This is a genomic window from Pseudomonas halotolerans (assembly GCF_039581215.1).
Taxonomy (GTDB): Bacteria; Pseudomonadota; Gammaproteobacteria; order Pseudomonadales; family Pseudomonadaceae; genus Aquipseudomonas; species Aquipseudomonas tehranensis.
The window spans coordinates 1-26837 of sequence record NZ_JBCNTJ010000005.1 but is presented as its reverse complement, the minus strand read 5'-3'; the positions used below and the strand labels follow the sequence as shown (position 1 = coordinate 26837).

At 59.0% G+C, this 26837-nt stretch carries 30 protein-coding genes; 11 read left to right on the top strand and 19 right to left on the bottom strand.

Annotated features, from left to right (window positions below; genetic code table 11):
* Window positions 1–8: 8 nt before the first annotated feature.
* Window positions 9–287, bottom strand: coding sequence for a YheV family putative zinc ribbon protein (locus tag AAIS01_RS08865; RefSeq protein WP_343468665.1), 279 nt, complete (start codon window positions 285–287; stop codon window positions 9–11).
* Complete coding sequence (prlC, locus tag AAIS01_RS08860; protein WP_343468664.1) at window positions 284–2362, bottom strand: oligopeptidase A; 2079 nt, start codon at window positions 2360–2362, stop codon at window positions 284–286. The genes AAIS01_RS08865 and prlC overlap by 4 nt, the downstream gene beginning before the upstream one ends.
* Before the next feature lie 72 nt (window positions 2363–2434).
* On the opposite strand from prlC, the gene AAIS01_RS08855 reads away from it, so the two are divergent.
* The 3 genes from AAIS01_RS08855 (at window position 2435) to AAIS01_RS08845 (ending at window position 4820) form a co-directional block, all read left to right on the top strand.
* Window positions 2435–2980, top strand: coding sequence for a gamma carbonic anhydrase family protein (locus AAIS01_RS08855; protein ID WP_343468663.1), 546 nt, complete (start codon window positions 2435–2437; stop codon window positions 2978–2980).
* 281 nt (window positions 2981–3261) lie between these two features.
* Window positions 3262–4083 carry a DUF3800 domain-containing protein gene (locus AAIS01_RS08850; RefSeq protein ID WP_343468662.1) on the top strand — a complete coding sequence of 274 codons (822 nt, stop codon included), beginning with the start codon at window positions 3262–3264 and terminating at the stop codon, window positions 4081–4083.
* An 86-nt stretch (window positions 4084–4169) separates the two neighbouring features.
* Entirely contained in the window at window positions 4170–4820 is a 651-nt protein-coding gene (locus AAIS01_RS08845; RefSeq protein WP_343468661.1) for an HAD family hydrolase, read from the top strand.
* 134 nt (window positions 4821–4954) lie between these two features.
* Here AAIS01_RS08845 and AAIS01_RS08840 read toward each other — a convergent pair whose 3' ends face one another.
* Both AAIS01_RS08840 and AAIS01_RS08835 read right to left on the bottom strand, forming a co-directional pair.
* A complete protein-coding gene (locus tag AAIS01_RS08840; RefSeq protein ID WP_343468660.1) occupies window positions 4955–5413 on the bottom strand; it encodes an REP-associated tyrosine transposase in 459 nt (152 codons plus the stop codon).
* Window positions 5414–5605: 192 nt separating this feature from the next.
* The gene (locus AAIS01_RS08835; RefSeq protein ID WP_343468659.1) at window positions 5606–6697 is read right to left on the bottom strand and encodes an aminopeptidase; all 1092 of its coding nucleotides are present in this window, start codon (window positions 6695–6697) and stop codon (window positions 5606–5608) included.
* Window positions 6698–6756: 59 nt separating this feature from the next.
* Here AAIS01_RS08835 and AAIS01_RS08830 point away from each other — a divergent pair, with 59 nt between their 5' ends.
* Window positions 6757–7170: a PA0061/PA0062 family lipoprotein gene (locus tag AAIS01_RS08830; protein WP_343468658.1), complete on the top strand. Its 414-nt coding sequence runs from the start codon at window positions 6757–6759 to the stop codon at window positions 7168–7170.
* A 38-nt stretch (window positions 7171–7208) separates the two neighbouring features.
* Window positions 7209–7634: a PA0061/PA0062 family lipoprotein gene (locus tag AAIS01_RS08825; protein ID WP_343468657.1), complete on the top strand. Its 426-nt coding sequence runs from the start codon at window positions 7209–7211 to the stop codon at window positions 7632–7634.
* A gap of 6 nt (window positions 7635–7640) precedes the next feature.
* On the opposite strand, the gene AAIS01_RS08820 is transcribed toward AAIS01_RS08825, so the two are convergent.
* Both AAIS01_RS08820 and AAIS01_RS08815 read right to left on the bottom strand, forming a co-directional pair.
* Window positions 7641–7874 (bottom strand): DUF1161 domain-containing protein, encoded by a 234-nt coding sequence (locus AAIS01_RS08820; RefSeq protein WP_343468656.1) that lies wholly within the window; start codon window positions 7872–7874, stop codon window positions 7641–7643.
* 129 nt (window positions 7875–8003) lie between these two features.
* Window positions 8004–8435 carry an OsmC family protein gene (locus AAIS01_RS08815; protein ID WP_092399799.1) on the bottom strand — a complete coding sequence of 144 codons (432 nt, stop codon included), beginning with the start codon at window positions 8433–8435 and terminating at the stop codon, window positions 8004–8006.
* 240 nt (window positions 8436–8675) lie between these two features.
* Between AAIS01_RS08815 and AAIS01_RS08810 the strand changes: the two genes are divergently transcribed.
* Complete coding sequence (locus AAIS01_RS08810; RefSeq protein ID WP_343468655.1) at window positions 8676–9677, top strand: LLM class flavin-dependent oxidoreductase; 1002 nt, start codon at window positions 8676–8678, stop codon at window positions 9675–9677.
* 54 nt (window positions 9678–9731) lie between these two features.
* Here the strand turns inward: AAIS01_RS08810 and AAIS01_RS08805 are convergent, their stop codons facing one another.
* Window positions 9732–9956 carry a DUF1161 domain-containing protein gene (locus tag AAIS01_RS08805; protein WP_343468654.1) on the bottom strand — a complete coding sequence of 75 codons (225 nt, stop codon included), beginning with the start codon at window positions 9954–9956 and terminating at the stop codon, window positions 9732–9734.
* A gap of 117 nt (window positions 9957–10073) precedes the next feature.
* Window positions 10074–10289 carry a dodecin gene (locus AAIS01_RS08800; RefSeq protein WP_003177209.1) on the bottom strand — a complete coding sequence of 72 codons (216 nt, stop codon included), beginning with the start codon at window positions 10287–10289 and terminating at the stop codon, window positions 10074–10076.
* A 156-nt stretch (window positions 10290–10445) separates the two neighbouring features.
* On the opposite strand from AAIS01_RS08800, the gene AAIS01_RS08795 reads away from it, so the two are divergent.
* Window positions 10446–10772: an ElaB/YgaM/YqjD family protein gene (locus tag AAIS01_RS08795; RefSeq protein ID WP_003196426.1), complete on the top strand. Its 327-nt coding sequence runs from the start codon at window positions 10446–10448 to the stop codon at window positions 10770–10772.
* Here the strand turns inward: AAIS01_RS08795 and AAIS01_RS08790 are convergent.
* Window positions 10745–11662, bottom strand: a complete 918-nt coding sequence (locus AAIS01_RS08790; protein ID WP_343468653.1) for a LysR family transcriptional regulator — start codon at window positions 11660–11662, stop codon at window positions 10745–10747. The genes AAIS01_RS08795 and AAIS01_RS08790 overlap by 28 nt on opposite strands.
* A 112-nt stretch (window positions 11663–11774) precedes the next feature.
* Here AAIS01_RS08790 and trpB point away from each other — a divergent pair, with 112 nt between their 5' ends.
* Both trpB and trpA read left to right on the top strand, forming a co-directional pair.
* Window positions 11775–13007: a tryptophan synthase subunit beta gene (gene trpB, locus AAIS01_RS08785; protein ID WP_343468652.1), complete on the top strand. Its 1233-nt coding sequence runs from the start codon at window positions 11775–11777 to the stop codon at window positions 13005–13007.
* On the top strand, window positions 13007–13819 hold the full coding sequence (gene trpA / locus AAIS01_RS08780) for a tryptophan synthase subunit alpha (RefSeq protein WP_343468651.1): 813 nt from the start codon (window positions 13007–13009) through the stop codon (window positions 13817–13819). Before trpB ends, trpA begins: the two co-directional genes overlap by 1 nt.
* 115 nt (window positions 13820–13934) lie before the next feature.
* On the opposite strand, the gene AAIS01_RS08775 is transcribed toward trpA, so the two are convergent.
* The 10 genes from AAIS01_RS08775 to AAIS01_RS08730 all read right to left on the bottom strand — a co-directional run bounded on the left by AAIS01_RS08775 (window position 13935) and on the right by AAIS01_RS08730 (window position 23759).
* Window positions 13935–15896, bottom strand: coding sequence for a DUF7844 domain-containing protein (locus AAIS01_RS08775; RefSeq protein WP_343468650.1), 1962 nt, complete (start codon window positions 15894–15896; stop codon window positions 13935–13937).
* Window positions 15893–16213, bottom strand: a complete 321-nt coding sequence (locus tag AAIS01_RS08770) for a DUF2388 domain-containing protein (RefSeq protein WP_047230076.1) — start codon at window positions 16211–16213, stop codon at window positions 15893–15895. The genes AAIS01_RS08775 and AAIS01_RS08770 overlap by 4 nt, the downstream gene beginning before the upstream one ends.
* A gap of 26 nt (window positions 16214–16239) precedes the next feature.
* Entirely contained in the window at window positions 16240–16548 is a 309-nt protein-coding gene (locus tag AAIS01_RS08765; protein WP_305387232.1) for a DUF2388 domain-containing protein, read from the bottom strand.
* A 109-nt stretch (window positions 16549–16657) separates the two neighbouring features.
* A complete protein-coding gene (locus AAIS01_RS08760) occupies window positions 16658–16975 on the bottom strand; it encodes a DUF2388 domain-containing protein (RefSeq protein ID WP_343468649.1) in 318 nt (105 codons plus the stop codon).
* A 330-nt stretch (window positions 16976–17305) separates the two neighbouring features.
* Window positions 17306–17521 carry a DUF1127 domain-containing protein gene (locus tag AAIS01_RS08755; protein WP_047230079.1) on the bottom strand — a complete coding sequence of 72 codons (216 nt, stop codon included), beginning with the start codon at window positions 17519–17521 and terminating at the stop codon, window positions 17306–17308.
* Window positions 17522–17839: 318 nt separating this feature from the next.
* Entirely contained in the window at window positions 17840–19333 is a 1494-nt protein-coding gene (gene scpC, locus AAIS01_RS08750) for a succinyl-CoA:acetate CoA-transferase ScpC (protein WP_092399811.1), read from the bottom strand.
* A gap of 198 nt (window positions 19334–19531) precedes the next feature.
* Entirely contained in the window at window positions 19532–20968 is a 1437-nt protein-coding gene (locus AAIS01_RS08745; RefSeq protein WP_092399813.1) for an NAD(P)(+) transhydrogenase (Re/Si-specific) subunit beta, read from the bottom strand.
* The gene (locus AAIS01_RS08740) at window positions 20968–21291 is read right to left on the bottom strand and encodes an NAD(P) transhydrogenase subunit alpha part 2 (RefSeq protein WP_003187010.1); all 324 of its coding nucleotides are present in this window, start codon (window positions 21289–21291) and stop codon (window positions 20968–20970) included. Before AAIS01_RS08740 ends, AAIS01_RS08745 begins: the two co-directional genes overlap by 1 nt.
* 15 nt (window positions 21292–21306) lie before the next feature.
* Window positions 21307–22428, bottom strand: coding sequence for a Re/Si-specific NAD(P)(+) transhydrogenase subunit alpha (locus AAIS01_RS08735; RefSeq protein WP_343468648.1), 1122 nt, complete (start codon window positions 22426–22428; stop codon window positions 21307–21309).
* Window positions 22429–22859: 431 nt separating this feature from the next.
* Window positions 22860–23759: a LysR family transcriptional regulator gene (locus AAIS01_RS08730; protein ID WP_343468647.1), complete on the bottom strand. Its 900-nt coding sequence runs from the start codon at window positions 23757–23759 to the stop codon at window positions 22860–22862.
* Window positions 23760–23916: 157 nt separating this feature from the next.
* Between AAIS01_RS08730 and AAIS01_RS08725 the strand changes: the two genes are divergently transcribed.
* On the top strand, window positions 23917–25098 hold the full coding sequence (locus AAIS01_RS08725) for an acyl-CoA dehydrogenase (RefSeq protein WP_025216186.1): 1182 nt from the start codon (window positions 23917–23919) through the stop codon (window positions 25096–25098).
* Window positions 25099–25110: 12 nt separating this feature from the next.
* Window positions 25111–26331 (top strand): CaiB/BaiF CoA transferase family protein, encoded by a 1221-nt coding sequence (locus tag AAIS01_RS08720; RefSeq protein ID WP_343468646.1) that lies wholly within the window; start codon window positions 25111–25113, stop codon window positions 26329–26331.
* Window positions 26332–26837 lie beyond the last annotated feature (506 nt).

Sequence of the window (26837 nt, the reverse complement as noted above, 5' to 3'; positions counted from 1 at the left end):
TGGATAATTCAGTCGGGCTTTTTCTTCAACTTGGGGTTGGGAAAAAACTGCACGGCCTGGACTTTGGCGTCCGGCGCTTTAAGCGCCGAGGTATTGACCCGGGTGCCCAATTCCTTGGGCACCGACAGGCCTTGTTCGTTGAGCGTGTCGGAATAACCGCAGGCCACGCATTCACGGTGCGGCACGCCGTCTTCATTCCACATCATCAACTTGTCCGGTTCGCTGCACGCCGGGCAGACCGCCCCAGCGATAAAGCGTCTTTTGGTAATCACAGGCCCCTCGCTCATGCTGCTGCGTCCTCGGTCAGGCCGCTGTGGCGCAAGAGTGCGTCAATCGATGGCTCACGGCCACGGAAGTCGACGAACAGCACCATCGGCTCCTGGGAGCCGCCACGGGCCAGGATCGCTTCACGGAAGGCGCGACCGGTGTCGGCGTTGAGTACGCCGTCCTCTTCGAACTTGGAGAACGCATCGGCCGACAACACTTCCGCCCACTTGTAGCTGTAGTAGCCCGCCGCATAACCGCCGGCGAAGATGTGGGCAAAGCTGTTGGGGAAGCGGTTGTAGGCCGGTGGACGCATCACCGAGACTTCGTCGCGCACGCCTTCGAGCACTTGCAGCACGCTACGGCCATCGCCGTGGGTGGCGTGCAGCTCGAAGTCGAACAGCGAGAACTCCAGTTGGCGCACCATCATCAGGCCGGACTGGAAGTTTTTCGCCGCGAGCATTTTTTCCAGCAGGTCCTGGGGCAGCGGCTCGCCGGTTTCGTAGTGACCGGAAATCAGCGCCAGGCCTTCGGGCTCCCAGCACCAGTTTTCCATGAACTGGCTCGGCAGTTCCACGGCATCCCAGGCCACGCCGTTGATGCCGGACACGCCGGCATGTTCGACGCGGGTCAGCAGGTGGTGCAGGCCATGGCCGAACTCGTGGAACAGGGTGGTAACTTCGTCGTGGGTCAGCAGCGCGGGTTTGCCGCTGTCGGCCGGGGTAAAGTTGCACACCAGGTTGGCGACAGGGCTTTGCAGCACGCCATCGAAGGTGCGCCGACGGTCGCGGGCGCCGTCCATCCAGGCGCCGCCGCGCTTGTTGGCGCGGGCATAGAGGTCGAAGAAGAAACGGCCGACGTGCTGGCCGTTCTCCTTGATTTCGAACAGGCGCACGTCCGGATGCCAAGTGTCGAAGCCCTTCAGTTCGGCAATCTCGATGCCATAGAGCCGCTGCACGATGGCGAACAGGCCGCCCAGCACTTTGTCGATCGGGAAGTACGCGCGCAGGGCTTCCTGGGCCACGCTGTAACGCTGCTGGCGCAGTTTTTCGCCATAGAAACCGCTGTCCCAGCTTTGCAGGTCGGGGCAGCCCTGTTCGGCGGCGAACGCCTTGAGCTGTTCCAGGTCCAGGGCCGCGAACGGCTTGCTGCGCTTGGCCAGGTCTCGCAGGAAACTGAGGACCTGATCGCTGGACTCGGCCATCTTGGTCGCCAGGCTCAACTCGGCGAAGTTGGCGAAACCCAGCAATTGAGCCAGTTCCTGACGCAGGTCGAGGATCTGCTCCATCACCGGGGTGTTATCGTTCTGGCCGGCATTTGGGCCTTGGTCTGACGCACGGGTGCAGTAGGCCGCGTAGACTTCTTCACGCAGGGCGCGGTCTTCGGCGTAGGTCATCACTGCGAAGTAGCTGGGGAATTCCAGGTTGATCAGCCAACCGTCCAGCTCTTTGGCCTGGGCGGCTGCGGCCATTTGCGCCTTGGCCGAATCGGTCAGGCCGGCGAGGGTGGCCTCGTCGGTGACGTGCTTGGTCCAGGCCTGGGTCGCGTCGAGCAATTGATTGGAGAAGCGGCTGCCCAGTTCCGACAGTTTGCTTTGCACTTCGGCGTAGCGCTGCTGCTGCTCGGGCGGCAGATCAATACCCGACAGACGGAAGTCACGCAGGGAATGTTCCAGAATGGTTTTCTGCGCCACGTCGAAACCGGCGGCCTCGGGGCTATTGGCCAGGGCTTCGAAGGCCTGGAACAACTCGCGATTCTGGCCCAGCTCGGTGGAATAAGCACTCAGCGCCGGCAGGCAGGCCTCGTAAGCTTCGCGCAGTTCGGGGCTGTTGCGCACGGCGTTCAAATGGCTCACCGGGCTCCAGGCGGCGCCCAGGCGATCATTGAGCTCATCCATCGCCAGCACCAGGCCGGCCCAGGTAGGTTGTGTGCCCTGGGTCTTGAGGATCTCGGCAATGGCGGCACGGTTGTCAGCCAGGATCTGCTCGATGGCCGGTTGCACGTGCTCGGCACGGATCGCCGAGAACGGTGGCAGGTCGTAGGGTTGCAAAAGAGGGTTGTTCACGCTCACGGTTGACACCTTGGCTGGAAGAAACATGGACCCATCTTAATTACAATCGACGTTCACCGCAGCTAGCAGCGCCTATCACCGGATAAGAGAGAGCCTATCGTGACCCTTCGCACGTACCAGAATCACCGCCCACGGCTTGCCCGCGGCGCTTTTGTCGACAGCACCGCGGTGGTGATCGGCGACGTAGAAATCGGCGAAGACAGCTCCGTCTGGCCGTTGACGGTCATTCGCGGCGACATGCACCGCATCCGCATTGGCGCCCGCACCAGCGTCCAGGATGGCTGCGTGCTGCACATCACCCACGCCGGCCCCTTCAATCCCGATGGTTTCCCGCTGCTGATCGGCGATGACGTGACCATCGCCCACAAGGTCATGCTCCATGGCTGCTCGGTGGGCAGCCGCGTCCTGATCGGCATGGGCAGCATCGTCATGGACGGGGCGGTGGTGGAAGATGACGTGATCATCGGCGCGGGCAGCCTTGTACCGCCGGGAAAACGCCTGGAAAGCGGCTTCCTGTATGTAGGCAGCCCGGCAAAACAGGCCCGGCCTCTGACCGACAAGGAACGTGCCTTTTTTACCTACAGCGCGGCGAACTACGTGAAGCTCAAGGACCTGCATCTGGCCGAAGGCTACGACCGGGTCTGATTGGTTTGATCCCTCGTGGCGAGGGAGCTTGCTCCCGCTTGAGTGCGAAGCGCTCACAACATCGTAATACTGCTCAGGAAACTGCCACGCATTACCAAGCCGGTGTCACTGAAAGCCCCGGAAGCTCACGGGCATTCATCAAACGTGATTGACATAGTGATTGCGCCGTAATAATAATTATCCCAACGCATGAGGGGTGACTCTCGTGCCTACCTTCCGAGGCCCGCTTGAGAGAAATCTCTGCGGGCTTTCGTGTTTCTATGGCAAGGAATCCGGTCACTATGACGCATTACGTCGCGTACCTGGACGAATTCGGGCACGTTGGCCAGTACGTCTCACGCAACCATCCAAGGTACAAAACGCATCCCGCTTTCGGGTTTGCTGGCCTGATCCTTCCGGCTACCGAAATCCGCGAGTTCGCAATCTATTTCTACAAGCTCAAATGCCAACTCCTAGCGTTCGACCTTGCCAACAATAACCCCAAGAATCTGCCGGCATATCAGTGGGAAAAAAAGGGTTCTCAGCTCTATGCCCTCCGGAACGTGACCAAGTACGAGCAGCTCCGACGCTCCACGTTCCGCCTCTTGAGTCACATTGAGAAAATCGGTGGCCACGTGTTCTACACGGGGGAGCACAAGAGCACTGACCCTGATGCCCATGACTCCACCGAGACGTTCAAACGGCAGCTCCTGCAGTCGGTGCGCAAGATAGACCGATTCTGCGTGCAGAGTGGCTCGACCTTCCTGTTGATGCTCGATGAACAACGCTGCGGTAACGAATGGCGGGAAACTAACGTGGAGGTCTGTACGCTGGCCATGTTTGAGGATGCCTCGGAGAAATGCAGGGCACTCATTGAGCCGCCAATTCAGGCCGAAAGCCACCTGTTCCAAACCATCCAATGCGCGGACTGGATCTGCGGCCTTATCGGGCGCCTGACAGCTTTGTTGATTGCACCTGATGAATATCCAGAATTGGAGCCATTTGACAAATATTTTTCAGATCGTATCGCCAACGTCACCATGCCAGGCAGCGGCCTGGAATATCAGAAGGCCGCTGAGATGCCCGTCGAGCAAGCCGCAGAGGCTATGCCCGACCAGGCCTGAGTCGTTTGATCCCTCGTGGCGAGGGAGCTTGCTCCCGCTTGAGTGCGAAGCGCTCACAACATCGTAATACTGCTCAGGAAACTGCCATGCTTTACCAGACCGTACTCTTCGACCTCGACGGTACCCTCACCGACCCCCGCGAGGGCATTACTCGTTCGATCCAATTCGCCCTGAGCCAACTGGGCATCGACGAACCCGACCTGACCCGCCTCGAACACTTCATCGGCCCACCGCTGTTGCAGGCCTTCATGCAGTTTTATGACTTCGACGAAGCCAAGGCCTGGGAAGCGGTGAACTTCTATCGCGAGCGCTTCAAAGTCACCGGCTTGTATGAAAACCGGGTATTCGATGGCGTGATGCCGCTGCTGGAAACCTTGGGCGGTCAAGGCCGGCACCTGTACATCGCCACTTCCAAGCCTTGGATCTTTGCCCGGGAAATCGCCCGGCACTTCGACTTCGCCAAACATTTCAAAGTGATCTACGGCAGTGAGCTGGACGGTACGCGGACCGACAAGGTCGAGTTGATTGCTCACCTGATGGCTGAAGAAGGGCTCGACCCGGCGAGTACCTTGATGGTTGGCGATCGCAAGCATGATCTGATCGGCGCGCACAGCAACGGCCTGGACGCGGCGGCGGTGGGGTATGGGTTTGGCAGCTATGAGGAGTTGAGTGCGGAGAAGCCTGTGCATCATTTTCAGACGTTGGAGGCGTTGCATCAGGCGTTTTTGCGGGGTTAGCCCTATTGCTATCGCGGGCAAGCCTTGCTCCCACAGAGCGGTACCCAGAATGCCTGAGGATCAAGGCATACCCTCCGCCTGTGGGAGCAAGGCTTGCCCGCGATGAGGCCCTCATGGACACAGCCTGAACCGACTCATACCCATACGGCATCCCACAATGAATAATCCCCAATTTTCTTAACTAAACCCGCCCGTAGCGGATTCGCCACGATATACCGTGCAACTGCTTGTAAATCTTCCTCCTTGCGAATGGCTCGGTCATGGAATCCCTCCTGCCAAAGCGATCCTTCCCTCTGCATCAATCGATTGAAGGTGACCGTGGTCCGAGACTTCGTTCTCGCCATCAGCTTTGAAATTCCGATCCCCTGCAACTCGATCAACCAGTGAAAATGGTCCGGCATCACCACCCAGGCCAACGAATGGGCAAATTGCTCTTCCTGAGCCTTGCGAAAGGCATCAACCACCAAGCGTCCTGTCTTGAAACGGCCAAAAAGCGGCTCGCGGTTGCGCGTATTCACGGTCAGCAAATAGATTTGCCCAGACTGCGAATAACGCCCGAAACGCAACTGATTGGAGTGAGGCGGTATCGTCATAAGTGATCCTCCTTGATCTGTCCTTTGTCTCAAGGCTAGGACAGCCGCAACGGATCTGACTTGGAATGTTGGAGCAGGATGTATCTGGGCCGACGTCATCGCGGGCAAGCCTTGCTCCCACAGATGACACCCTTAGCGCTTCATTTCGAGTACTGCCCTGTGGGAGCAAGGCTTGCCCGCGATGAGGTCGGTTCAATCACCAGAGGCCTTTGATTCTGCCAGCGTCTTGAGTGCCGCTTTGCGTTCATCAATCGGCAAATTGCCGAGGTTTTCCACTGCGGCATAAAACGCAAGCCAATCCCTGTCCTTTTGCTGGAACAGCGCCGCAAACGCCGGAACCCATTGGCTATACAGCCCGAACGGCAATAGACGCGCATTGTTCAGCGGCGCATAGACCCAGGCATCGTAGCGTTTGTCACCTGCCCACTGAGTGTCGCGCATTTGCTGATAGTCGGTGCGCAGACGGTCGAATTCCTCGGCCTTGCGCTGGCGCATTTGTTCGGCCGGCAGGGGTTGGGTGTAGAGCCGTTCCAGCCGCTGACGCGTGTCGAGGACCAGTTGGATGAACTGATCGCGTTGACGTAGCCGTTTGCCGGTATCCGCCGCCAGCCCTCGACTGGCGCGCCATTGCCGGGTGCCTTCCTGTTCAACGAAGGTGGCGAAGGACTCGTTGAATTCCGTGTCGTCCTTGACGTAGAACCGCTGGTGCGCCAGTTCGTGAAAGATCAGCGTCGCCAGGCGTTCGTCGCCCCAATGCATCATCGAACTCAGGATCGGGTCGTTGAACCAGCCCAGCGTCGAATAGGCCTCTACGCCGCCAATCGCCACGTCCATACCCTTCAATCGTTGTAACGCGGCCTCGCCACGGGCGGCGCCCTGTGTGTAGTAGCCGCGATACGCCACGCAACCGGCAATCGGGAAGCAGTGGTTTTGCGGTGCCAGGGAAAACTCCGGCGTGGCGAAGACATTCCAGACCACGAACGGCCGGCCAATGTCCGCGTACAGGCGATAGCTTTTGTTATCTGGCAGGTGCAAGTGTGAGCTGGCGAACGTTCGTGCTTCCCGTGCCTGGGCCAGATGCGCCCGCAGTCGCGGATCGCGCGCCGGGTCGGCAATGACCTGGTCGATAGGCTCGCGGGCCTGCAACAGCCGCAGCTGTCCGCCGACGAGCTGGCTGTAGTAACCGACGCTTGCACAACCGTTGAGTAACAAAAGCAGGAGGCCTGGAAACAAAATCCGGAAAACACGGTCGAGTAACCGATGGCTTGGATGCGGCCTGATCAATTGGTATCACCTTGGGAAAGTCTGCCCACAAGACTATCTCGCCTGCCCGGAGCTTCGCTATGCGCGTGTTGATGCTGACAAGTGGCCTGTTGCTGCTGACCGGTTGCGCCGGTTTGCCTGACCCTGATCCGTCGCAAGCATGGATCGACCTGGGAAGCCATCGGGACACGGCGCTGCAAGCGCTGGAAGTCGATGACAAGACCTCCGTGGACCGGCGTTATTTCGAAGTCCAGCCCGGCAGCCACGAGTTGACGGTGCGTTATCAATTTGCCGTCGAGCCCGGCAACATCGGCCCGAATGCCGAGCCACTGTGGCGCGATTGCCGGTTGAATGTGAGGTTCAAGGATTTCAACGCAGGCCAGCGTTACCAGTTGCAGGCTGGCAACATCGGTTTCCGGCCATGGGCCAAGCTCTACGACCAGCAGCGAAAAGTCGTGGGCCAAGGCACGCCAGCAGGCTGTCAGCAAAGCTGATCGGCGCTATGCTCATTATCTGACTTCAGGAAATCATCATGCGCCTACCTATGCTGCTATTGGCCTTTGTCTCCATGAGCGGCTGTGCGACCAGCCCGCCGCCCAAGGTTGATCCGAACATGGCCTGGATCGACTTCGCCACGCCCATGCCGGGCGGCAAGATGCTGATGGCTGAAAGCCTGGATGGCCAACGACTGCAGGACGGACGTTTCTTCCAGGTTTCTCCGGGCAGTCATGAACTGAAAGTGCGTTTCGACTTCGAGGTGCCTGGCGGTGGTGGGCTGTCTATGCAGGCCGAGCCGCAGGAGCGGCTGTGCTACATGCTCGTGCGTTACGACCATTTCGAGGCGGGCCAGCGCTATCGCCTGGAGGGTCGCAATCTGGCGTTTACTCCCAGCGCCCGACTCTATAACGCCAAGCGTGAAATCGTGGCCGAAGAACGGCAGGTCAATTGCGTTCCGTAGGACGGCTTAGCTGTCGTTCTTTTGGTAAATGATTTTTTTGGTGCCGTTTTCGCAACTGCCCACGATCATATTTTCATCATGCACTTCATCATTGGTCACGATTTCCAAGGTGTAGGAAGGCACGTTGTTGGCCTGGATCTTCGCTTCGATTTCCGCTTTCAGTTCTTCACAGGATTTGGGGGCCGCGAGGGCCGACGTGGCCAATGCGCAACTGATGACCGCCAGGGCGAATCGTTTCATGCTCGAATTCCTCATGACAGCGCGCACTGCCTGTGCGCTGAAACTGCAGGTGTGCATTCGACCACAATTGCTGCAGGGTAAACAGATCACAGCCTTCAGCCGCAGTTGAAGGCTGTGATGGGTATCGCATCAGCTCACCAGCGTGGCGTCCAGGGTAATCTTGGCGTTCAGCACTTTGGAAACCGGGCAACCTTCCTTAGCCTTGTTGCTCAGCTCTTCGAACTGTTCCTGGCTTGCGCCGGGAATCTTCGCTTTCAGCGTCAGCTTCACGGCCGTGATCGCAAAACCACCCTCGACCTGATCGAGGGTGACGTCGGCGTTGGTATCGATACTGTCGGCCTTGAGCCCGGCATCGCCAAGGATCATCGAAAACGCCATGGAGAAGCAGCCCGCATGGGCCGCGCCGATCAATTCTTCCGGGTTGGTGCCTTTGCCGCCTTCAAAGCGTGCCTTGAAGCCATAGGGGGCTTCGCGCAGCACGCCGGTTTCCGTGGAGATGGAGCCGATGCCGGTTTTCAGGTCACCTTCCCAATGAGCCGATGCTTTCTTGATGATAGCCATGTCTGCCTCCTCAATATCCGGCGCGAGGGTTCGCGCCTGGGTGTTTTTTCGTTGTCAGGGTTGTGAGGATAGACCGCCCGATAAAGTTCATCCTCTCGATTAGCCGACCGATTTAGTAGGAAATTTCGTGGTAGCTATTGAAACTCGGGTATATGCCCACATTGCATGGAACACACCTATTAGAAACGGCAGGCTTTTGCCCGTAGGAAAAGCCTCTCATGCCGTTGGAGATGCCGGCCCATGAAACAGCTGTCCGAAGTGAAGTTCTCAACCCTCGACCTCGTGCCTGTGCGCGCTGATGGCAACGCTGCCCAGTCGTTGCGCAACTCGCTGGACCTGGCGCAGCACGTGGAACAATACGGCTACACCCGCTTCTGGGTGGCCGAGCACCACAACATGGATGGCATCGCCAGCTCCGCGACGGCCGTGCTGCTGGGCTATCTGGCGGGGGGTACTTCGACCATTCGTGTCGGCTCCGGCGGCGTAATGTTGCCCAACCATGCGCCGTTGATCATTGCCGAACAGTTCGGCACGCTCGAAAGCCTCTACCCAGGCCGTATTGATCTTGGGCTGGGGCGCGCGCCCGGTTCCGATCAGATGACTGCCCGAGCATTGCGTCGCGAGCGCTCCGGTAGCGCGGACGATTTCCCCGAAGACGTGGCTGAACTGATGCGCTACCTCGGCCCGCGCACCCCCGATCAACGCATCATCGCCATGCCCGGCACCGGCACCAACGTGCCGGTGTGGCTGCTCGGCTCGAGCCTGTTCAGTGCGCAATTGGCCGGTGAGCGCGGTTTGCCCTACGCCTTCGCGTCGCATTTCGCACCGCGTTTCATGCACGAGGCGATCCGCATCTACCGCAACCACTTCAAGCCCTCGGCGGTTCTCGACAAGCCTTACGTGATGCTTGGCGTGCCCTTGGTGGCGGCGGACACGGACGAGCAGGCCGATTACCTGGCGACCTCGGTGTATCAGCGGATCCTGGCCCTGATGCGCGGCCAGAGCCTGGTCCAGCGTCCGCCGGTGGAAACCATGAACGGTCTCTGGTTGCCCCATGAGAAAGAGGCGGTCGGCGATTTCCTGGGCTTGGCCATGGTCGGCGGTCCGCAGAAAATCAGGGCCAAGCTCGAAGTGCTGATTGAGCAAACCCAGGCCGATGAGCTGATCTTTACCAGCGATCTGTATGAACATGCTGATCGTCTGCACTCATACGAGTTGCTGGCCCACGTCATGAAAGGCTGAATCAGGCGCCTAAAAAAGCCGACGCATGCGTCGGCTTTGACGTTTCAGAACGTATCAGCCCTTCTTGTAGACGATTTCCTTCGTGCCACCTTCGCAGGAGCCGACGACTTCGCCGTCAGTGGCCGTACCTTTGTCGACAATTTCCAGCGTATAACCCGATGCGCCATTGGCATCGATTTTCGCGGCGATCTCGCTTTTCAGCTCCTCGCATGGCTTGCCGTCTGCAAACGCAGCACCCGCAAGGCTCAGCAAACCCAGGGCAACCATCCACTTTTTCATTGCTCGCACTCCTTGGTCGGATCAAATAGGGCAGGGATCGAACAGACATGACGCGCTTGCCAGATAGCGCATCGCCATTCCCTATGGCACTCCGCCAGCGTGCAAGTTCACGGCCGCCTAGCTATTGGCAATTCGGAACCCAACCTTGATGGTCACCTGGAAGTGCGCGGCGCGGCCGTTTTCGATGTGCCCGCGGGTTTCCGTGACTTCGAACCATTCCAGATGCTTGAGGCTTTTGCTGGCTTCGGCCAAAGCATTGTTGATGGCGTCTTCGATGCTGGTGGGAGAGGAGCCGACCAGCTCGACCTTTTTATACGTGTGATGATCACTCATGACGTTCTCCTTGGTTGTCTTTAACAGCCTAGCAGCGAATTTTCGCCTTACGTGTGTCGCCGTTAACCCGGTGAAAGTTCAGATTTACTGCACTTTCAGAAACGGCTGGAGTCCCAATTCACACACGCCACTCAACCACTGCAGGAGAGAGCCACCATGGCCAGCAATTCGTTACGTAAAGCCTCGTTGCAAAGCATGGAAGCGGAGATCGAGAGTCTGCTCAAGTCGTTGGAAAGCCTGAAGGACGACGCTTCGGACGAGTCGCGTAAGACCCTCAAGTCGCTGAAGGCAAACGCCGAGAACGCACTGAAGCATTCCCGGCATCTGCTGAGCGATGCGTATGAAGAGGTCAAGGTGAAAACCCGTGAAACCGGAATCGCCACGCGTGATTACGCTCAGGAGCATCCTTGGACCACGGCGGGTGTCGCGGTCGGGGCACTGGGTTTGTTGGCCGCTTATTTGCTGTGCAAGCGCGGCGACTGAGCCGGTGGGTTCAGCTCATCCCTGAGCCATTGCGCCAATTGCCGAGCGCGCCCGTCCGCGGCCCGCTTGGGTAACCACAACGCCAGTCGCGCCGGGGTTTCGTCAAAGCCCCACGGCGCGACCAGGCGACCGGCGCGCACATCCTCGGCGACCAGCGGTTCGGGTGCGATGGCCACGCCTAGCCCCGCAACGGCAGCCTCCAGCAAGTAATACAAGTGCTCGAAGCCCTGCCCGAATTTCAGCTTATTGGGTTCAAGGGCGTTTTGCCGTGCCCAAGTGGGCCACGCCTGGGGACGAGAGGTGGTATGCAGCAGCGCCTCGCCGAGAATTGCACTCGGCGGGGCGCTTTGCAGGCGGGCGAAACCGGCGTAATGAGGGCTCATGACCGGGCCGATCCGCTCGCTGACCAGTTCATAAACCTGCATGTCTGCCGGCCATGGTGGTTCTGCGAATACCAGCAACGCGTCAAGCCCTGGTCGCCTGGGGTCCAGGTCGCCTTCGCCAGCGGAAAGATGCAAACGCAAATCCGGCAGGTCGGCGTTGAGCCGGCCCAGACGAGGAATGAACCAGCGCGCCAGCAGACTCCCTGAACAGCCCAATACGAAGGGCGCATCTGCGGAGCTTTGCGTCAGTTGCGCACAGACAGTGCGTAATCGCTCGAAAGCCTCGGCGCTGGCGTCTCGCAAACGCATGCCCGCATCTGTGAGTTTAAGGCCGCGGCCCTCCTTGACGAACAGGCTGACGCCCAAATGCTCCTCGAGCACCTTCAGTTGTCGGCTCACGGCACCGTGGGTGACATGCAGCTGTTCCGCCGCCTGGCTCACGCTGTTCAGGCGGGCGGTGGCTTCGAAGGCGCGCAAGGCGTTCAGCGGGGGAAGATCATGGCTCATTTTATCTGTGAGTTTTCCTGACAGGTTGCGGCGATCTTATCGGTTTTCAGCGCGGGATGTCAGGGGTAGAGTGAACCTCATTGTCTTTCTACGCATTCGCCTGGAGCGCCCGATGACCCAGCCTACATCCCCTTTCAACCTGCGCAGTGGCCCGGACGCCAATGGTCTGTTCGGTGCGTTCGGCGGCCGCTATGTGGCCGAAACCCTGATGCCGCTGATCCTTGATCTGGCCCGCGAATACGAAGCGGCGAAGGAAGATCCAGCGTTCATTGAGGAATTGGCCTACTTCCAGCGTGATTACGTCGGACGTCCGAGCCCGCTGTATTTTGCTGAACGTCTGACCGAATACTGCGGCGGCGCCAAGATCTATCTCAAGCGTGAAGAGCTGAACCATACTGGCGCGCACAAGATCAACAACTGCATTGGCCAGATCTTGCTGGCGCGGCGCATGGGCAAAAAACGCATCATTGCCGAGACCGGCGCCGGCATGCACGGCGTAGCCACCGCTACCGTCGCTGCACGTTTCGGTCTGGATTGCGTGATCTACATGGGGACCACCGACATCGAGCGCCAGCAGGCCAACGTGTTCCGCATGAAGCTGCTCGGGGCCGAAGTCATCCCGGTGGTCGCCGGCACCGGCACGCTCAAGGATGCGATGAACGAGGCGCTGCGTGACTGGGTGACCAACGTTGACAGCACGTTCTACCTGATCGGCACCGTGGCTGGTCCGCACCCTTACCCGGCCATGGTCCGCGACTTCCAGGCAGTGATTGGCAAGGAAACCCGCGATCAGTTGCAAGCCCAGGAAGGTCGTCTGCCCGACAGCCTGGTCGCCTGCATCGGCGGGGGTTCAAACGCCATGGGCCTGTTCCACCCGTTCCTGGACGACAAGAGCGTGGACATCATCGGCGTCGAAGCCGCCGGCTACGGTATCGAAACCGGCAAGCATGCGGCGAGCCTGAACGGCGGCGTCCCGGGTGTATTGCACGGCAACCGCACCTTCCTGTTGCAGGACGACGACGGCCAGATCATTGATGCTCATTCGATTTCCGCCGGCCTCGATTACCCAGGGATCGGCCCTGAACACGCCTGGTTGCACGACATTGGTCGCGTCCAGTACACCTCCGTCACCGACGCCGAAGCCCTGGAAGCCTTTCACAAATGCTGTCGGCTGGAAGGGATTATTCCCGCCCTGGAAAGCGCCCATGCCCTGGCTGAAGTATTCAAGCGTGCCCCGAACCTGCCCAAGGATCACCTGATGGTGGTCAACCTGTCCGGCCGCGGCGACAAAGACATGCAAACCGTCATGCACCACATGGAACAGTCCCAGCAGGAGAAACACTGATGAGCCGCCTGCAAACCCGTTTTGCCGAACTCAAGGAACAGAACCGCGCCGCCCTGGTGACTTTCGTGACCGCTGGCGACCCGAACTACGACACCTCGCTGGCGATCCTCAAGGGCTTGCCCGCGGCTGGCGCTGACGTGATCGAGCTGGGCATGCCATTCACCGATCCGATGGCCGACGGCCCGGCGATCCAGCTGGCCAACATCCGCGCCTTGGGGGCACAGCAGAATCTGGCGAAAACCCTGCAAATGGTGCGCGAGTTCCGTGAAGGCAACAGCGAGACGCCGCTGGTGTTGATGGGCTACTTCAACCCGATCCATCGTTATGGCGTGCAGCGTTTCATTGGCGAAGCGCTGGACTCTGGCGTGGATGGGCTGATCGTGGTGGACATGCCGCCCGAGCACAACAGTGAGCTGTGCGAACCGGCCCAGGCGGCCGGCCTGGATTTCATCCGCCTGACCACGCCGACCACTGATGACGTGCGTTTGCCGACCGTGCTCAACGGCAGTTCCGGCTTTGTGTATTACGTCTCGGTGGCCGGCGTGACCGGTGCCGGCGCCGCGACGCTGGAACATGTGGAGGAAGCCGTGGCGCGCCTGCGTCGTCACACCGATTTGCCGATCAGCATTGGCTTCGGCATTCGCACGCCGGAGCAAGCCGCGGCCATTGCACGGTTGGCCGACGGGGTGGTGGTCGGCTCGGCGCTGATCGACCATATCGCCAGCGCTGATACACCGGAGCAGGCGATCGATGGGGTGTTGAGCCTTTGCGCCGCTTTGGCTGATGGGGTGCGTAAGGCGCGGGTCAATTGAGTGCCTGATTCGGTCTGCAAAAAAGGGGGGACAGAACCTGGTTCTGAGCCCCCTTTTTTTGGCCGAAAAGATCGACGACTGATTGCTCAGGCTGGACCCTGGTGGCGAGTGTTCGTCAGGGTAGCTCCAACCCGCCCGCCGCCTTGTGCAATTGGCGCAAGTGCTCGCCGATTGCTTTGACGTTATCCTCACTCGCGGTAATTTCTGCCGCACGGCTTGGTTCGAGCAAGGCCCTGACTTCCTTATCCAGATCCCCTGTCAGTGTTTGAAGTTGTTTCTGACGCAAGCTGCTTTCGGATTCCAATCGCTGCCACTCGCTGGGCTGTGGCAGCCCGTATCCGCTGCTGCCCAGCAACTCGGCGGGACGGCTCAGGAAACCGCTGTTGGCGAGGATCTGCTGCAGTGTCGCGTTGGCCCTTTCCATGCCGCCGTTCTGCAACTCCCGGGCACCGAGGTAGCGCTGTTTGACCTCATCCTGGGCCAGAAGCAACTGCCGGCGATAACTGGCTTGCTCCAGCAGTAGCAACGCCGCGCTGGTGCGCAGGTCGGCCTGTTCAAACCATGGCCGGCGTTCAGCGGCGCTCAGGGCCAGCCAGTCTTCCACTTTTTGTTGCTTGATCGGCAGGTGTTTCTTCAGCACCTCGAACATGGCCTGATAGCGCTCGCGGAACGAGTCGAAACGGTAGCCCAAGCGTAAGGCCTCCTTGGGATCATCGAGCACGCTGGTATCGGCCAGGCCCCGCCCCTTGAGCACTTCCAGCAAGCCGTTGGGCAGGATGCTGTCCAGGCCCTTGAGCTGTTCATTATTACTGCCGCTGCGCAGCAACTTCAGGTTTTCCACTGCGCAGTTATTGGACAGGAAGTAATAGTTGCCGTCGTAGCTCCAGTGCATTTCGGCGGCGCGTTCGACGGTGGCCTCGATCTCGGACCGTGACAGGTTCAGCGGTACCGAGGCCAGGCTGCGCAGTTCGGTCTTGGTGTATTCATCGATGACTTGGGCCAGCGGGAGTACGAACAGGCGCGATGGGTATTTGCCCACCAGGCCGTCCCAGCTCGACAACTGCACATCGCCAACGAAGGCGCGGTAGGACAGCACCAGGTGTTGATCCAGATCCAGCCGACAAGCCGGCCCACGGGGGCGGTCCGGTGCGCAGATCACCAGCCGCAGCATGCTGTGGCCCCAACGGCTGACCCAGTTCTGGTTGGCTTCAGCCAAGAGATAATCGATGGCGTAGACCCGCTCTGGGTCAACCTTGCCCAGCGGTGTCTTGGCAAAGTCGTTGCCGGCGTTGAGGAACGCGAATGACGGGGCGCAGGTATTCTTGGCGGCGGGAGCCCAGCCGAAGTGCTCCTGATAATAGCGATACAGCGCTGGTCGGCGGCAGGCGTAGCTCGGGTCCAGGAGAAAGTACTCCATGTTGACCGCGACGAACTCCTTGGGGCTGCTCGTCTCGTAAATGTCCGGGCTGCGAGCCACCTGGCGATTATGCTGTTCCCGTTCCCCACGACGGCCGACGTATTGCGGCCAGCCGGCGAGGTCCAGCAAGCGGGGATCATCACTGAGGGTGAAGCGGCGATCGTTCTGGCCCCGGCATTCATCGGGAAGACCGATCAGCCCGGCGCTGCTGGTGCGTCGGGTGCAACGTTGGATCAGCGCGCGTTCGGCGTTCGGCCATAAACGCGAGCGATCATAAATGTGGGTCAGTTCATGCAGGACCGTGGCGAGCATTTCCCGCCGCACGGTGCCGTGGGGGCGATGGGTCTTTTGCGTGGCGGCACTGCCGTCGGTGAGGCTGTCGAGCAGGTTGCGATTGAGGTCCAACTGCGACACCAGCGAGGCCTGGCCATAGGCGTTGGCGGGCATCCGGTCGGTCCAGCCCACATTAATGCGTCGGTCCAGTTGTTCGATGAATCGCGGCGGCAGGGCCTGCATCGCTTCATCGAGCAGCGCCTGGCTGGCCTGCTGTTGCGCCGGGGTCAGTCCTTCGTCGTTAAGGTGCAGTTGCAGGCCGGCCTGGGCGGTGCTGCTCAAGAGCAGCACGACCCCGGCCGTCAGCCAGACGGCGAACGGCCTCACAATGCGAGGATGGCTTCGGCGAGAACCTGGTCACTGGCGTCGCGGGCTTCCGGTACGCGGGTGCGCAAGGTGTCGAAGGCGGCCTCGAGGTGAGCGCCACGAATTTCCCCGTTACTGGCGACGAAACTGGCCGCATCGTCATGGGCTTCACGAACGATTTTCGAGTCACGGATGGATGTGGTGGTGTCGGAGGTGAAATCGATCGTGCGCTGGGAAGCGCGAACGACGATGTTACTGGTGGCTACCAGGGTTTGTGCCTGGGCCACATCGGCCAACACCAGCAGGCCTAGGGTGGCAGCAATCAGCGGGCTACGCATGGAACGACTCCGAAGAATAAAGATAACTATTGGACGAGAATTGCCTGTGCCAGTTCAAGGTCGCTGACGTGAAGTTTTGGCTGGGTCCGGTGTAGATAATCCAGGGCCGACTCCAGTCGCGCCCCTCTCAACTGCCCGTCGCTGGCAACGAATGCCGCAGCATCGTCGTGGGCGGCGGCGATCAGTTTATGGTCGAAGGGCGCGGAGGTCACCATGCTCGTGGCATAGCCGCTGATCACCACTTGCTGGGTGGAGACATCGAAGGCATGGGCCGGAACGGACCAGCATAAAGCGCTGAAGAAAAAAGCGATGGACAGATCTGAGTAGAAACGCATGGGACTCGACTGTTGATGGTGAGTCCGAAGGCTAGCGCAAACCACTGCGCCAGAGCCAGCGCTGAAACATCGGAACACCATTGGCGTCCCGATGTTTCATCTTTGGAAATCAGATCACCAGAATGGCTTGGGCCAACTGCGCGTCGCTGGCGTTCAACTGCGGTGCCTGCTGGCGGATGTAATCCAGAGCGCTTTCCAGTTTCACACCGCGGATGGCGCCGTGGCTGGCGACGAAGCTGGCGGCGTCGTCGCGGGCGGCCAGAACAATTTTGTCGTCGCGAAACGACGAGGTGAGATCGGACGTTGCGTCGGATGTGGCCTTGAGCGCACCCACGAGGGAGTCGGTGGTGACGATAAAACTACTGGCATTGGCGTGTGCGGCTACGGCCAGCAGGGCGGCGGCGCTGAGCAGACGAAGACGGATCATGGTGAAACTCCTTGAATAATGAAGTGGTGCCGGTGCGTGTAGCTGGAAGAGAAGACGCATGCTCGACCCGCTTCGCCACGTTCGTTTCGATATTAGGTCAGAACGAGGTGGATGACAGCTCTGCCACTGCCAATTTCGGTCGTTTGTATAACAGCTAGACAGAACTGTACTGGTCGTTGTTAGATTATTTCTAACTGTTCAGTCGCGCCGTCTTGGCTAAAAGCCAGGGTCCTGAAACGACAAAACCCGTCGCGATTGCCCGCGACGGGTCTTGTTTGTTCAATTCGGTGCTGGCGGTGGACCCGGTGGGTCAGGGCCAGCGACGCTGAGTTAGCGCCAGAACGGCTTGCTCAGCTCTTCGTAGCGTTGTGCTTCGCTGATACCGGCGTCAGCCAGCAGGCGTGCATCCAGACGAGCCAGTTGGTGGCGGCTGGCGATGCGGCGCTGCCACAACATCAGGTTAGCGATAACGCGAAGAGGCAGGGAAGCCTGGTTTTTTTCAGCTTTGTCTTCGAAAAACAGCTCGGAACTGAGTGTACGTTCCATGGTTGACATCCTTCCGCTTATGGCGGGATTAGGTAGTGGTTTAACTGGTGCCCATGATCCTCTCGTTTGGCCAGTCTCTCTAGATACAGTTCACCTGTAATGTGAGAGACCAGTTAACTGTTAAATGGCGGTGTACTGGTCAATATTGAGGCAACTGTACCTGTCTGCACTTATATAGTGCATTTTTGCCGAGTAAGCTGGAATGTGTAGGCGTTTACTGTAGGAAAGCACAGGTACAGTAGTACAGTTTTTGTTTTTGACGGGTCAAAACTTGCGGACAACGAAAACTGTATTTGTTATCAGGATGATCCAGCTGTATTACACCGCCAGCATCTGTCCGGTCTCTTCCAGGTTCAAGTGCCAACTCAGTGCATCGCGCAGGATATGCGGCGTATGTCCACCCAAGGCGCACGCCGCCTCAAAATACTCATTCAGTGCCTGGCGATAGGACGGATGCACGCAATTGTCGATGACCACCCGCGCCCGCTCCCTTGGCGCCAGACCGCGCAGGTCGGCCAGACCGATTTCAGTCACCAGGATATCGACATCATGCTCGGTATGGTCCACATGGCTGACCATCGGCACGACGCTGGAAATCGCCCCGCCCTTGGCAATCGATTTGGTGACGAAAATCGCCAGATGCGCATTCCGGGCAAAGTCTCCCGAACCGCCAATTCCATTCATCATCCGCGTACCGCAGACATGGGTGGAGTTGACGTTGCCGTAGAGGTCGAACTCCAGCGCCGTATTGATGGCGATGATGCCCAAGCGGCGTACAACTTCGGGGTGGTTGGAGATCTCCTGGGGACGCAGGACCAGCTTGTCCTTGTACTTCTCCAGATTGCCGAATACGTCGGCATTGCGCCGTCCCGACAGGGTAATTGAGCTGCCAGAGGCGAAGCTCAGTTTGCCGGCGTCGATCAGGTCGAATGTGGAGTCCTGCAGGACTTCGGAATACATGGTCAAGTCTTCGAACGGGGAGTCGATCAGGCCGCACATCACGGCGTTGGCAATGTTGCCGATACCGGCCTGCAACGGACCGAGTTTGTTGGTCATGCGCCCGGCCGCGACTTCCTGTTTGAAGAAACCGATCAAATGATCGGCAATGGCCTGGGTATCACTGTCCGGCGGCATGACAGTCGAAGGCGAATCCGGCTGGTTGGTGATGACAATGGCGGCAATTTTTTCCGGCGGTATGGGGATGGCGGTGCTGCCGATACGGTCGTCGACCTTAACCAAGGGAATCGGTGTGCGCGTCGGGCGATAGGTCGGGATATAGATGTCATGCAACCCTTCCAGATCAGGGTTGTGGGCCATGTTGATTTCAACAATGACCTGCCGGGCAAAAATAGCGAAGCTGGCCGAGTTGCCCACCGAAGTGGTTGGCACGATATGGCCTTGCTCGGTAATTGCTACGGCTTCGATCACGGCAATGTCCGGCAACTTGAGTTGGGCGTTGCGTAATTGCTCGACAGTTTCCGACAGGTGCTGATCGATGAACATCACCTCACCAGCGTTGATCGCCTTGCGCAGGGTGCTGTCGACCTGGAACGGCATGCGCCGCGCCAGCACGCCGGCTTCGGTGAGTTCCTTGTCGAGGTCGTTACCCAGGCTCGCCCCCGTCATGAGGCTGATTTTCAGCGGCGTGACCTTGGCGCGCTCAGCCAGCGCATGGGGCACCGCTTTCGCTTCACCGGCGCGGGTAAAGCCGCTCATGCCGACGGTCATGCCGTCCTGAATCAACAGGGCTGCTTCGGCAGCGCTCACAACTTTGTTCAACAACGAAGGCAGGCGGATGCGGTCACGGTACATGGGGGGTTATCTCGGGCTGGAAGCAAGGTGCGCAGTCTATTGAATTCGCGCCGTGTCCGTCCCGCTACAAAAGTCGCATTTAAGGCGTCTATTACGGGCGTTTCAGGCAAAACATTATTACTGGATCGGTAACGTTGGGCCTTGATACAAATCAAAACGCCCCGACAAGTCGGGGCGTTAGTGACAAAACAGTGGTCGTTACTCCACAGCTTTGACCATGTCTTCAATAACCTTCTTGGCGTCACCAAACACCATCATGGTCTTGTCCAGATAGAACAGCTCGTTGTCCAGGCCGGCATAGCCGCTGGCCATCGAGCGCTTGTTGACGATGATGGTCTTGGCTTTGAACGCTTCGAGAATCGGCATGCCGGCAATCGGCGACTTCGGATCGTTCTTGGCGGCCGGGTTGACCACGTCGTTGGCGCCGAGCACCAGCACCACGTCGGCCTGGCCGAATTCGGAGTTGATGTCCTCCATTTCGAACACCTGGTCGTAAGGCACTTCAGCCTCGGCCAGCAGCACGTTCATGTGTCCGGGCATGCGACCGGCCACTGGGTGGATCGCGTATTTCACGGTCACGCCATGGTGGGTCAGCTTCTCGGTCAGTTCTTTCAATGCGTGCTGCGCCCGTGCCACCGCCAGGCCATAACCCGGGACGATGATCACGGTGTCGGCGTTGGTCAGCAGGAAGGTGGCGTCGTCCGCCGAACCGGATTTCACCGGCCGGGCTTCTTTGGAGCCTGCCGGGCCTGCGGCATCTGCTGTGTTGCCGAAACCGCCGAGCAATACGTTGAAGAATGAACGGTTCATCGCCTTGCACATGATGTACGACAGGATCGCACCGCTCGAACCCACCAGCGAGCCGGCAATGATCAGCATCGAGTTGTTCAGCGAGAAGCCGATACCCGCTGCGGCCCAACCGGAATAACTGTTGAGCATCGAGACCACCACCGGCATGTCCGCGCCGCCGATCGGGATGATGATCAGCACGCCCAGGACAAAGGCCAGGGCCAGCATCAAGGCGAACGCGCCGAGGTTGCCGGTGAACATGAAGGTCAGGCCCAGGCCCAGCGTTGCCAGACCCAGAATCAGGTTGAGCTTGTGTTGCCCGCCAAACTGTACCGGTGCGCCCTGGAAGAGGCGGAACTTGTACTTGCCCGAGAGCTTGCCGAAGGCGATCACCGAACCGGAGAAGGTGATTGCACCAATGGCGGCGCCAAGGAACAGCTCCAGGCGGTTACCGGCCGGAATCGCATCGCCCAGTTGTTGGACGATGCCCAGGGACTGCGGCTCGACTACTGCTGCAATGGCGATGAACACCGCAGCCAGGCCGATCATGCTGTGCATGAACGCCACCAGTTCGGGCATCTTGGTCATCTCGACGCGCTTGGCCATGATCGAACCGGCGGTGCCGCCGACCAAAAGGCCCACAATGACGTAGCCGATGCCGGCAGTCGCCAGCTCAGCACCGAGCTTATAAATGAGGCCCACGGTGGTGAGCACCGCCAGCGCCATGCCGAGCATGCCGAACAGGTTTCCCCGGCGGGACGTGGTGGGGTGCGACAGGCCTTTGAGGGCCTGGATGAAGCAGACAGACGCGATCAGATAGAGCGTCGTTACCAGGTTCATGCTCATTACTTAGGCGCCTCTTCTTTTACGGCTTTCGGGGCTTTTTTCTTGAACATCTCAAGCATGCGGCGCGTCACCAGGAAGCCGCCGAACACGTTCACCGCGGCCAGGGCCACGGCGAGGGTGCCCATGGTTTTGCCCAGCGGGGTCACGGTCAGTGCGGCGGCAAGCATGGCGCCGACGATCACGATCGCCGAAATGGCATTGGTCACCGCCATCAGCGGTGTGTGCAGCGCGGGCGTTACGTTCCAGACCACGTGGTAACCGACATAAATCGCCAGCACAAAGATGATCAGGTTGTAGATACCGGGGGAGATAAGCTCTTCCATTGTCTGAATCCCTGCTTAGGCGTTTTTACGGATGACCTGGCCGTCGCGGCACATCAGGCACGCGGCGACGATGTCGTCTTCCAGGTTCACGTCGAACTGACCTTCCTTGGTGAAGACCAGCTTCAGGAAGTCCAGCAGGTTGCGCGCGTACAACGCCGAAGCGTCGGCCGCGACTTCGCCGGCCAGGTTGGTCGGGCCGACAATGGTTACGCCGTTCTCGACAACCACCTGATCGGCCACGGTCAGTGGGCAGTTGCCGCCTTGGGCTGCCGCAAGGTCAATGACCACTGAGCCGGGTTTCATCTGTGCGACGGTTTCAGCACTCAGCAAGGTGGGGGCCTTGCGGCCAGGAATCAATGCGGTGGTGATCACGATGTCAGCCTGTTTGGCGCGCTCATGCACGGCCTGAGCCTGGCGCTGCATCCAGCTGGCCGGCATGGGCCGGGCATAACCCCCGACACCGACGGCGCATTCACGCTCTTCGTCGGTTTCGTAAGGTACGTCGACGAACTTGGCGCCGAGGGACTCAATTTGCTCCTTCACCGCCGGCCGCACATCCGACGCCTCGATCACAGCGCCCAGGCGCTTGGCCGTGGCAATCGCCTGCAATCCGGCCACGCCGGCGCCAAGAATCAGCACCCGCGCCGCTTTCACTGTGCCCGCGGCGGTCATCAGCATTGGCATGAAGCGCGGGTAGTAGTGGGCAGCCAGCAGCACAGCTTTGTAACCGGCAATGTTCGCCTGAGACGACAGCACATCCAGGCTCTGGGCGCGGGAGGTACGTGGCGCGGCCTCAAGGGCGAAAGCGGTAATGCCGCGCTCGGCCAGCTTGGCGATGGTTTCATTGTTGAACGGATTGAGCATGCCCACCAGAACGGTGCCGCTCTTGATCAGCGTCAGCTCGCTGTCGCTGGGGGCGACCACCTTGAGAATCAGTTCGGCCCCGAAAGCATCACTGGCGCTGCCAATGGTGGCGCCCGCTGCTTCATAAGCACTGTCGATTACGCTCGCCTTGATGCCGGCGCCGCTCTGGACAGTGACCTTATGGCCTTGGCCGATCAGCTTCTTGATGGTTTCCGGGGTTGCAGCAACCCGCGTTTCACCCGTCTGGGTTTCGAGAGGAACACCAATGTGCACGTCAAATCTCCTGCGTGATCTTATTGAGTAAACCCAGGCACTTCGGATGGTGCGGCTGGGGCGGCCGATCAGCACGATCCCGCCGAATCAGGCGGGGCGCGGCATTTTGCAGGCGAAAATTCAGCCCTTCAAGGGATTATGACGGGTGACGGAAAATTAACTACAAGTCACCCTGTGACCGAATGTCGCAACTATCAGTAGATATCCCTTGTGGGCTGGGCTTTTCAGGGATTCAGGCCAAAAATGACGTTTTTTCCATTGGCGACGTGAATGAACCCTGATGAGCTGCGTAATGTGGCTCAAAGCCACGTAGTTGAACGGTTCTGAGACTACTGTACTGATTTCGTAACAGATTGACTGTATGCGACATAAATTTATATCTGTAGCGCTTTTGATTAGCTTACTACCAGAGTCGGATATGCATTTTTACCTTAATAATCAAGGCAGTAACCACCCGCCTGGTTGACCAGCCAATCACGAAAAGCCCGTAAAGAGGCCGATTCGACCTTTCGTTCGGGGATCATCAGGTAGTAGGCCTTGAGGCTCGACAATGCGTTGCGATTGGCAATGACGAGTCGTTTCTCTGTCAGCTCGCGCTGGATCAAGAAGGGTGGAATCAAGGCCACTCCCATGTCGTGCATGGCCGCTTGGGCAAGCATGGAGAATAGTTCATAACGAGGGCCTGTCAGGTCTCGCGCGATATTGAGGTTTTGAGAGTTGAACCACTGGCGCCAGGCATACGGGCGAGTGGTTTGTTGGAGCAAGGGCAGTTCGGCGAGGGCTTGCGGTGTCAGGCTGGTCCGGTTACCCAGTAAGGTGGGGCTGCACACGGGCATTGGATTTTCTCCCATCAGCTTATGGGATTCGGTACCAGACCAGTCCGCATCGCCGAAGTAGATGGCGGCGTCAAAATCCGTATCCGCAAAGAGAAACGGCCGCGTGCGATTGGTCAGATTGACCGTGACTTCTGGATGCTGCTGCTGGAAGTCCTTGAGGCGCGGTAGCAGCCATTGAGTACCAAACGTCGGAACCACTGCCAGCTCGATCACGTTGGCGCCGGTATGCCCCATCACTGAAAGGGTATCGCGCTCCACGGCGTCCAGTTGAGTGGCCACTCGGCGACTGTAGGAAAGTCCGGCCTCTGTCAGCTTGACTCCCCGCCGTGAACGTCGGAACAACTCCACGCCGAGGAAGTCCTCCAGGCTGGCAATCTGTCGGCAAATAGCACCCTGCGTGAGGGAAAGCTCTTGTGCGGCCTTGGTAAAACTCTCATGGCGTGCGGCCGCCTCGAAACTGACCAAGGCGACGGTGCTGGGGATTTTTCTGCGCATGTACGTCAACCTCACACGTCAGAGTTGAAAACGGGGTTCTTTGCACTTACGGAGTGAGAAATTAGCACAAGAGCGTGCGTAATCCTCGTTTGCTCTGGTAGGAAAGCGCGCCTAGGATCAACCCACGATTTTTAATCTGATTGGCGAGGACTCATTCATGGCCGGTAAAGCGAGCTTCAACTGGATTGATCCATTGTTGTTGGACCAGCAACTCACTGAAGAAGAGCGCATGATTCGCGACACTGCCGAGCAGTTCGCCCAACAGAAGCTCGCGCCGCGGGTGTTGGAAGCGTTCCGCCATGAAAAAACCGACCCGGCCATTTTTCGTGAAATGGGTGAGGTCGGCTTGTTGGGTGCAACCATTCCTGAACAGTACGGCGGCAGCGGACTGAACTACGTCAGCTATGGCCTGATCGCTCGTGAAGTGGAGCGCGTTGATTCAGGCTATCGCTCGATGATGAGCGTGCAGTCCTCGCTGGTCATGGTGCCGATCAATGAGTTCGGTACCGAGGCCCAAAAGCAGAAGTACCTGCCCAAACTGGCCTCCGGCGAGTGGATCGGTTGCTTTGGTCTGACAGAGCCGAACCACGGTTCCGACCCGGGAGCGATGATCACTCGTGCGCGCAAAGTGGAAGGCGGCTACAGCCTGACGGGTAGCAAGATGTGGATCACCAACAGCCCGATTGCCGATGTATTTGTCGTCTGGGGTAAGGATGACGCCGGTGACATCCGCGGCTTTGTTCTGGAGAAAGGCTGGAAGGGCCTGAGTGCGCCGGCGATTCACGGCAAGGTCGGTCTGCGCGCTTCGATCACGGGCGAGATCGTCATGGATAACGTCTTCGTTCCAGAAGAAAACATCTTTCCGGATGTGCGTGGGTTGAAGGGGCCGTTTACCTGTCTGAACTCGGCTCGCTATGGCATTTCCTGGGGAGCCTTGGGTGCAGCCGAATTCTGCTGGCACACCGCGCGCCAGTACACGCTGGATCGGCAGCAGTTTGGTCGTCCTTTGGCTGCCACTCAGTTGATCCAGAAAAAGCTGGCCGATATGCAGACTGAAATCACCCTGGCCCTGCAGGGATGCCTGCGTCTGGGGCGTATGAAGGATGAGGGTACGGCCGCTGTTGAAATCACCTCCATCATGAAGCGCAACTCCTGTGGCAAGTCCCTGGATATTGCTCGCATGGCGCGGGACATGCTGGGCGGCAATGGCATCTCCGATGAGTTTGGCATCGCTCGTCATCTCGTCAACCTGGAAGTGGTGAACACTTACGAAGGTACTCATGACGTTCATGCACTGATCCTGGGGCGTGCGCAAACCGGTATCCAGGCGTTCTATTAATAGGGGGACGGCATGGGCGCGCTTTCGCATCTGCGGGTACTGGATTTATCGAGGGTGCTGGCCGGGCCGTGGGCCGGTCAGATCCTGGCGGACCTGGGGGCTGAGGTCATCAAGGTCGAGCGACCAGGTTGTGGTGACGATACGCGCGCCTGGGGGCCACCGTTTCTGAAGGATGCGTCGGGCGAGAACACGACCGAGGCGGCCTATTACTTGTCGGCCAATCGCAACAAGCAATCGGTGACCATCGATTTCACGCACCCCGAGGGGCAAAGGTTGGTGCGGGAGTTGGCGGCAAAGTCCGACATTCTGATTGAGAACTTCAAGGTGGGTGGGCTGGCGGCTTATGGCCTGGACTACGACTCGCTGAAGGCGATCAACCCGCAACTGATCTATTGCTCGATTACCGGGTTTGGTCAAACCGGCCCTTATGCCAAGCGCGCCGGATATGACTTCATGATCCAGGGCTTGGGGGGGTTGATGAGTCTCACCGGCCGGCCTGAAGGCGATGAGGGGGCGGGGCCGGTGAAGGTCGGGGTTGCGCTGACGGATATCCTGACCGGTGTCTATTCAACCGTGGCCATTCTGGCGGCGCTGGCTCACCGCGATCATGCCGGCGGCGGGCAGCATATCGACATGGCCTTGCTGGACGTTCAAGTGGCTTGCCTGGCGAACCAGGCGATGAATTACCTGACCACGGGCAACGCGCCGAAGCGGTTGGGCAACGCTCATCCGAACATAGTGCCTTATCAGGATTTTCCCACGGCTGACGGTGACTTCATCCTTACGGTGGGCAATGACAGTCAGTTCCGAAAATTCGCCGAGGTCGCGGGTCAACCGCAGTGGGCTGATGATCCCCGCTTTGCGACAAACAAGCTGCGAGTGGCAAACCGCGCGGTATTGATTCCTTTGATTCGCCAGGCGACGGTATTCAAGACCACTGCCGAATGGGTCGCGCAGTTGGAGCAGGCTGGTGTGCCCTGTGGGCCGATCAACGATGTGGCTCAGGTGTTTGCCGATCCTCAGGTTCGGGCGCGTGGGTTGGCGATGACGTTGCCTCATGCACTGGCGGGCGAAGTGCCGCAGGTTGCCAGTCCAATCCGGCTGTCTGAAACGCCGGTGGAATATCGCAATGCACCTCCGCTATTAGGGGAGCACACGCAGGATGTCCTGCAGCGAGTATTGGGATTGGATGAAGTGATGGTGGCGGGCCTGAGGGAGGCTGGAGTGCTCTGATTGTTTCTTCTATATAGAAGAGGCTTTTTGAGGGGGCACGGTGCTTTTTCGAATGCCCTGCAACTTATTGATAGAAAAACGAAATTAAGGGTTGACGGCAAATTCTGGAAGTCTATAATTCGCCCCACTTCCGGCGCAGTCGAAACGGAAAACTCCTTGAGTTTCAATGAGTTAAGTAGGTTTCGAAGGCGCAGGGCTTCAGATGATCGAGGCTTGGGAAGTAGTTGGTGGGGCGGTTTTTCTGGCTCCGTTAACGATTCGATCTTCTCGATCGAAAGCGGTCAAAAAGAGGTGTTGACAGCAGCGAGTAACGCTGTAGAATTCGCCTCCCGCTAACGAGAGATCGGAAGCGCAAGTGGTTGAAGTTGTTGATGTTTCTTAAGCGAAACTTTGAAAACTTCTTAAAATAACCGCTTGACAGATACACCGGGCGCTGTAGAATGCGCGCCTCGGTTGAGACGAAAGGCTCAACCCACCGCTCTTTAACAACTGAATCAAGCAATTCG

Excerpts from the sequence above, each read along its gene's own strand:
- AAIS01_RS08865 (WP_343468665.1), bottom strand. The coding sequence starts at position 287 with ATGAGCGAGGGGCCTGTGATTACCAAAAGACGCTTTATCGCTGGGGCG.
- prlC (WP_343468664.1), bottom strand. The coding sequence starts at position 2,362 with ATGTTTCTTCCAGCCAAGGTGTCAACCGTGAGCGTGAACAACCCTCTT.
- AAIS01_RS08850 (WP_343468662.1), top strand. The coding sequence starts at position 3,262 with ATGACGCATTACGTCGCGTACCTGGACGAATTCGGGCACGTTGGCCAG.
- AAIS01_RS08845 (WP_343468661.1), top strand. The coding sequence starts at position 4,170 with ATGCTTTACCAGACCGTACTCTTCGACCTCGACGGTACCCTCACCGAC.
- AAIS01_RS08840 (WP_343468660.1), bottom strand. The coding sequence starts at position 5,413 with ATGACGATACCGCCTCACTCCAATCAGTTGCGTTTCGGGCGTTATTCG.
- AAIS01_RS08830 (WP_343468658.1), top strand. The coding sequence starts at position 6,757 with ATGCGCGTGTTGATGCTGACAAGTGGCCTGTTGCTGCTGACCGGTTGC.
- AAIS01_RS08825 (WP_343468657.1), top strand. The coding sequence starts at position 7,209 with ATGCGCCTACCTATGCTGCTATTGGCCTTTGTCTCCATGAGCGGCTGT.
- AAIS01_RS08820 (WP_343468656.1), bottom strand. The coding sequence starts at position 7,874 with ATGAAACGATTCGCCCTGGCGGTCATCAGTTGCGCATTGGCCACGTCG.
- AAIS01_RS08815 (WP_092399799.1), bottom strand. The coding sequence starts at position 8,435 with ATGGCTATCATCAAGAAAGCATCGGCTCATTGGGAAGGTGACCTGAAA.
- AAIS01_RS08810 (WP_343468655.1), top strand. The coding sequence starts at position 8,676 with ATGAAACAGCTGTCCGAAGTGAAGTTCTCAACCCTCGACCTCGTGCCT.
- AAIS01_RS08805 (WP_343468654.1), bottom strand. The coding sequence starts at position 9,956 with ATGAAAAAGTGGATGGTTGCCCTGGGTTTGCTGAGCCTTGCGGGTGCT.
- AAIS01_RS08800 (WP_003177209.1), bottom strand. The coding sequence starts at position 10,289 with ATGAGTGATCATCACACGTATAAAAAGGTCGAGCTGGTCGGCTCCTCT.
- AAIS01_RS08795 (WP_003196426.1), top strand. The coding sequence starts at position 10,446 with ATGGCCAGCAATTCGTTACGTAAAGCCTCGTTGCAAAGCATGGAAGCG.
- AAIS01_RS08790 (WP_343468653.1), bottom strand. The coding sequence starts at position 11,662 with ATGAGCCATGATCTTCCCCCGCTGAACGCCTTGCGCGCCTTCGAAGCC.
- trpB (WP_343468652.1), top strand. The coding sequence starts at position 11,775 with ATGACCCAGCCTACATCCCCTTTCAACCTGCGCAGTGGCCCGGACGCC.
- trpA (WP_343468651.1), top strand. The coding sequence starts at position 13,007 with ATGAGCCGCCTGCAAACCCGTTTTGCCGAACTCAAGGAACAGAACCGC.
- AAIS01_RS08770 (WP_047230076.1), bottom strand. The coding sequence starts at position 16,213 with ATGCGTAGCCCGCTGATTGCTGCCACCCTAGGCCTGCTGGTGTTGGCC.
- AAIS01_RS08765 (WP_305387232.1), bottom strand. The coding sequence starts at position 16,548 with ATGCGTTTCTACTCAGATCTGTCCATCGCTTTTTTCTTCAGCGCTTTA.
- AAIS01_RS08760 (WP_343468649.1), bottom strand. The coding sequence starts at position 16,975 with ATGATCCGTCTTCGTCTGCTCAGCGCCGCCGCCCTGCTGGCCGTAGCC.
- AAIS01_RS08755 (WP_047230079.1), bottom strand. The coding sequence starts at position 17,521 with ATGGAACGTACACTCAGTTCCGAGCTGTTTTTCGAAGACAAAGCTGAA.
- scpC (WP_092399811.1), bottom strand. The coding sequence starts at position 19,333 with ATGTACCGTGACCGCATCCGCCTGCCTTCGTTGTTGAACAAAGTTGTG.
- AAIS01_RS08745 (WP_092399813.1), bottom strand. The coding sequence starts at position 20,968 with ATGAGCATGAACCTGGTAACGACGCTCTATCTGATCGCGTCTGTCTGC.
- AAIS01_RS08740 (WP_003187010.1), bottom strand. The coding sequence starts at position 21,291 with ATGGAAGAGCTTATCTCCCCCGGTATCTACAACCTGATCATCTTTGTG.
- AAIS01_RS08730 (WP_343468647.1), bottom strand. The coding sequence starts at position 23,759 with ATGCGCAGAAAAATCCCCAGCACCGTCGCCTTGGTCAGTTTCGAGGCG.
- AAIS01_RS08725 (WP_025216186.1), top strand. The coding sequence starts at position 23,917 with ATGGCCGGTAAAGCGAGCTTCAACTGGATTGATCCATTGTTGTTGGAC.
- AAIS01_RS08720 (WP_343468646.1), top strand. The coding sequence starts at position 25,111 with ATGGGCGCGCTTTCGCATCTGCGGGTACTGGATTTATCGAGGGTGCTG.